Origin of the sequence: uncultured Anaerotruncus sp. (assembly GCF_902490045.1) — a bacterium.
Lineage (GTDB): Bacteria > Bacillota > Clostridia > Oscillospirales > Ruminococcaceae > Anaerotruncus.
Genome location: NZ_CABUCJ010000156.1, coordinates 1 through 4,852 on the forward strand (window position 1 = coordinate 1; position 4,852 = coordinate 4,852).

General features: G+C 64.7%; 4 protein-coding genes. 3 read left to right on the forward strand and 1 reads right to left on the reverse strand.

All coding sequences use genetic code 11. From position 1 onward, the window contains the following. Positions 1-393 precede the first annotated feature (393 nt). The 3 genes from RDM88_RS11860 to RDM88_RS11870 are packed head-to-tail and all read left to right on the forward strand — an operon-like array spanning position 394 to position 3,347. A complete protein-coding gene (locus RDM88_RS11860) occupies positions 394-816 on the forward strand; it encodes a MarR family transcriptional regulator (RefSeq protein WP_308755038.1) in 423 nt (140 codons plus the stop codon). Positions 817-834: 18 nt separating this feature from the next. After that, positions 835-2,667 carry an ATP-dependent zinc metalloprotease FtsH gene (ftsH, locus tag RDM88_RS11865; RefSeq protein WP_374045466.1) on the forward strand — a complete coding sequence of 611 codons (1,833 nt, stop codon included), beginning with the start codon at positions 835-837 and terminating at the stop codon, positions 2,665-2,667. A 29-nt stretch (positions 2,668-2,696) separates the two neighbouring features. Then, positions 2,697-3,347: a site-2 protease family protein gene (locus RDM88_RS11870; RefSeq protein ID WP_308755040.1), complete on the forward strand. Its 651-nt coding sequence runs from the start codon at positions 2,697-2,699 to the stop codon at positions 3,345-3,347. A 165-nt stretch (positions 3,348-3,512) separates the two neighbouring features. Here RDM88_RS11870 and RDM88_RS11875 read toward each other — a convergent pair whose 3' ends face one another. Further along, positions 3,513-4,691 (reverse strand): iron-containing alcohol dehydrogenase, encoded by a 1,179-nt coding sequence (locus RDM88_RS11875; protein ID WP_308755041.1) that lies wholly within the window; start codon positions 4,689-4,691, stop codon positions 3,513-3,515. Between the last annotated feature and the right edge of the window lie 161 nt (positions 4,692-4,852).

The window sequence follows — 4,852 nt, forward strand, 5'->3', positions numbered from 1 at the left end:
TTGGCAAGGTACTCCCGGAGATTCCTAAGAACCCGGCGGAGGGTTCTTAGGCGTCCTTCTTTGGTTCCTTTCTTTGACGTAAAGAAAGTCACTCGCCGCCGGTCGACTACCGGCAGGCCTCCGACCGCAGGGTGGAATATCTAAGAACATCCCCGCCGGGGCGGGACCCGGCAATCCTTGCCGCCGAAGGCGGCACATCTAAAGCGCCCCGGAGGAGCGCGATCAAAAGCCCTCCGACCCTCGGGCGGAAAACCCAAGGAGGACTCCGCCGCTCCCCGAGCGGCAAACCCCAAATTCACAGCTTCTTTACATATTTATCTATGATTCTACATATCTACATTTTATATTATAGATAGTTTATAACTAATTTAAGGACGGGAGGCGAACGGCGCCATGGAGCCTGCGGAATTTAAAAACCAGATCTGGGTGCTCATGCGGGACATCACCGACCGGATGAACGGCGTGTTCCACCCGATCATCGACCGCTACGGGCTGACGATCATGCAGATGCGGGTCCTCTTTGAGATCCGCCAGGCGAACGGCTGCACGGTCAGCGGGCTGAGCAGGCGGGTCTGCGCGGCGGGCGCCAACGTCTCCGCGCTCTGCAAGCGGCTCGAACGCGCGGGCCTGCTCGAACGCTCCCGCGACCCGCGGGATGAACGGGTGGTGCGCATCACGCTGACCGAGGCGGGCCGCCGGACGGTCACCCGCGCCTTCCCGCCGCTGGACGAAGCGGCCGCCGAGGCGATCCTCGACGGCATGCAGAGGCTCAGCCTCCTGCTCCAGAGGCGCGGCTCCAATCAAGAGAACCCCTGACCGGAAAGGATGATTCATATGCAGGAACAACCGAAAATCCCGAAAAAACCGCTGCTGTATTACGTCGTCATGGTCATGCTTGTCATGATGCTGCTCAACATCTTCGTCTTCCCGCTGCTTTTGCAGCCGCGGGTCACCGAGGTCGATTACGGCACCTTCATGGGCGACGTGGAAGCGGGCAGGGTCACCGAGGCCAACCTCAAGGACGGGTACGTCTACTACGCGATCCCCGGCGAAAAGAATCCCCGGCAGATGGACCTCTACATGACCGGGCAGATGCCGAACGACACCGGGCTGGTCGACCGCCTCTATGAGAAGGGGGTCAAATTCTCCAACATCGTGCCGGAGAAGGCGTCTCCCCTGATGACCTTCCTGCTCACCTGGATTCTGCCGCTGGCCATCTTCGCCCTGCTCGGGCAGTTCTTCATGCGTTCGATGCAGAAGCGCATGGGCGGCGGAGGCAACGCGATGACCTTCGGCAAGGCCAACGCCAAAATCTATGTGCAGGCCCAGACGGGCAAGACCTTCAAGGACGTTGCGGGCGAGGACGAGGCCAAGGAGGCCCTCTCCGAGATCGTCGACTTTCTCCACAACCCCAGCAAATATGCGGAAATCGGCGCGAACCTGCCCAAGGGCGCGCTGCTCGTGGGCCCTCCCGGAACGGGCAAAACGCTGCTCGCCAAGGCGGTGGCCGGCGAGGCGAACGTCCCGTTTTTCTCGATTTCGGGCTCCGAGTTCGTCGAGATGTTCGTGGGCATGGGCGCGGCCAAGGTCCGCGACCTCTTCAAGCAGGCCAACGAGAAGGCCCCCTGCATCGTCTTCATCGACGAGATCGACACGATCGGCAAAAAGCGCGAAAGCGGCGTGATGGGCGGCAACGACGAACGAGAGCAGACCCTCAACCAGCTGCTCACCGAGATGGACGGCTTTGACGGGCGCAAGGGCGTCGTCATCCTCGCCGCCACCAACCGGCCCGAATCGCTCGACCCGGCGCTGCTGCGGCCCGGCCGGTTCGACCGGCGCATCCCCGTCGAGCTGCCCGACCTCGCGGGCCGCGAGGCGATCCTGCGCGTACACGCGCAGGATGTCAGGACCGAACCGGACATCGACTGGGGCGTGATCGCCCGCGCGACCGCCGGCGCCTCGGGCGCCGAGCTTGCCAACATCGTCAACGAGGCCGCGCTTCGCGCCGTCAAGTACGGCCGCGCCCTCGTGAACCAGAGCGACCTTGAGGAATCGGTCGAGGTGGTCATCGCGGGCTACCAGCGCAAAAACGCGGTCATCTCCCCGCGCGAGCGGGAGATCGTCGCCTACCATGAGATCGGGCACGCGCTCGTCGCCGCCAGGCAGACCGACTCCGCGCCTGTCCACAAGATCACCATCGTGCCCCGCACCTCGGGCGCGCTCGGCTACACGATGCAGGTGGACGCGAGCGAACGGGTGCTCATGTCCCGGGAGGAGGCCCTGAACAAGATCGCCACCCTCACGGGCGGACGGGCGGCCGAGGAGGTCGTCTTCCAGTCGGTCACGAGCGGCGCCGCGGGCGACATTGAGCAGGCCACCAAGCTCGCCCGCGCGATGGTCACCCGCTACGGCATGAGCGACGCCTTCGGCATGGTCGCGCTCGAGACCGTCCAGAACCCCTACCTCGGCGGCGACGCGTCGCTCGAGTGCTCCGCCGAGACGGCGGCCCGCGTCGACCAGGAGGTCATGGGCATCATCCGGGACGCGCACGACAAGGCCGTCAAAATTCTTCGTGAGAACGATTCCAAGCTCCACGAGCTGGCGAAATACCTGCTCGAAAAGGAGACGATTACCGGCGAGGAGTTCATGCGGATTTTAAACGCGTGAACCCCGCCCGACTGTGAGGAACCAGACCGATGCGATGGATTTCCAACCTGATCCCGACCCTCATCTACACGGTGCCCGCCGTGCTTATCGCAATCTCGCTGCACGAGTTCGCGCACGGCTGGGCGTCGTGGAAGCTGGGCGACCCCACCCCCCGGGCGACCGGGCGGCTCTCCCTCAACCCCCTGCGCCACCTCGACCCGATCGGCACCCTCTGCCTGCTGGTCTTCCACTTCGGCTGGGCAAAGCCGGTGATGGTAGACCCCCGCTACTACAAGAACCGCAAAAAGGGCATGGTGCTCACCGCGCTGGCCGGGCCGGGCATGAATTTTCTCATCTCCCTCGTCTGCACGCTGGGCATGGGGCTCATCCTCAAGCTCACGGGCGGCTATGTGGGAATGGTGGTGCGCTATGTCTACTACCTGCTCTTCTACACCGCCGCGATCAGCACCGGCCTGGGGCTTTTCAACCTCATCCCGGTGCCGCCGCTCGACGGCTCCAAGGTGCTCGGCGCGGTGCTGCCCGAGGACAAATACTTCGGCTACATGCGCTACGAGCGGTACGGCGCGCTCATCATGATGGTACTGCTTTTCACCGGCATCCTCGACCGGCCGCTCGCCTTTTTGAGCAACGGCCTGAGCGGCTTCTTCTGGCTGATCACGGAAGCGGTCTTCCGCCTCTGAGAATCAAACGTTTCTTCCACCTCTTTTAAGGCCGTGGGTGAAAAAATGCCCGGCGTTCCATTCGGAACGCCGGGCATTTTTTCTGCCTCTTTCTTTTGCAGGAGAAACGAAAGAAGGCGAGCGGCAGGGAGGGCTTTTGAAAAAGCCCCTTGGCCCCGAAAGCTTTCAGTGGTTGGCGCGGCGGTAGATTTCGTAGGCGTCGGGCGCGTCGAGCACCCGGAAGGTCCCCACCCTGCGGGTTCCGCCGTACATGCAGTTAACCGCGAGCTTTTGCAGCACCGCGTCCTCCTGCACCCCGATGCCGAGCTCGCCCAGAGAGGTCGGCATCCCGAGCGAGCGGAAATAGTCCACCGTCGCGCCGATGCCGGCGCGCGCCGCCTCTTCCTCCGTGCCGCCGATGCCCCAGACGTTTTTCGCGTAGCGCGCGAACCGCGCCGGGTTCGTCTCCCAGCAGTAGTCCGCCCACGAACCCCACACCGCCGAAAGGCTCGCGCCGTGCGCCACGTCGAACATCGCGGACAGCTCGTGCCCGAGCTGGTGGGGTGCGAAATCCTTGACCCCGCCCAGCCCGGTGAGATCGTTGTGGGAGAGGCTCCCCGCCCACATGAGCTCGCTCATCGCGTCGTAATCGTGCGGGTCCCGGACCGCCGCGCGGCCCTTTTCGACCGTCACCCGCAGCACCGACTCGGCGATCTGGTCGGTCAGCTCGTTGCCCAGGATTGGGCAGAAATACCGGTCTAGGGTGTGCATCATGATATCCACCACGCCGCACGCCACCTGATAGACGGGCAGCGTAACCGTGAGCTCCGGGTTCATCACCGCAAAGCGGGGCCGCACCAGATCGCTGCCGAGCCCGCGCTTCTCCCCCGTCTCCTCGTCGGTCAGCACCGACGAGCTGCTCGTTTCGCTGCCCGCCGCCGGAATCGTCAGTACGACCCCCACCGGCGCGCAGCCCGCGGGAGCCGCCTCCCGCGTCCAGAACTTCCAGATGTCCACGCCGGGATTTCCCAGCCCCAGCGCGACCGCCTTGGCCGTGTCGATGACGCTTCCGCCGCCCACCGCGAGCAGGAAATCCGCCCCAAACGCCCGCGCCCGTTCGAGCGCCCCGCGCGCAAAGGCAAGCCGCGGATTGGGCCTGACCCCGCCGAGCGTCTCATGGGCGAGCCCCGCCGCATCCAGGCTGTCCGTCACCCGGCCGACCAGCCCGCTTTTGACCGCGCTGCCGCCCCCGTAGAGCACCAGCACCCGGCTGCCGCCCTCCCCTTTTATGAGTGAGCCCACCTGCGCCTCCGTCTCTTTCCCGAACACCACGCGCGTCGGGGAGTAGTAAGAAAAGCTCTGCATTGCCAAACCTCCTCTGTCAGATATCCCATCTCTGTCATTGTAGCCGCGTGAAAGTGGGATGTCAAGCGGGGCCGCGGGGGCGCCGGAGGCGCCGGAAGCGGCCCGGGCGGCGGCGGGGCCGTGCGGCGCGCCCCCGGCGCGGCCCGTTTTACGGCTGCAAA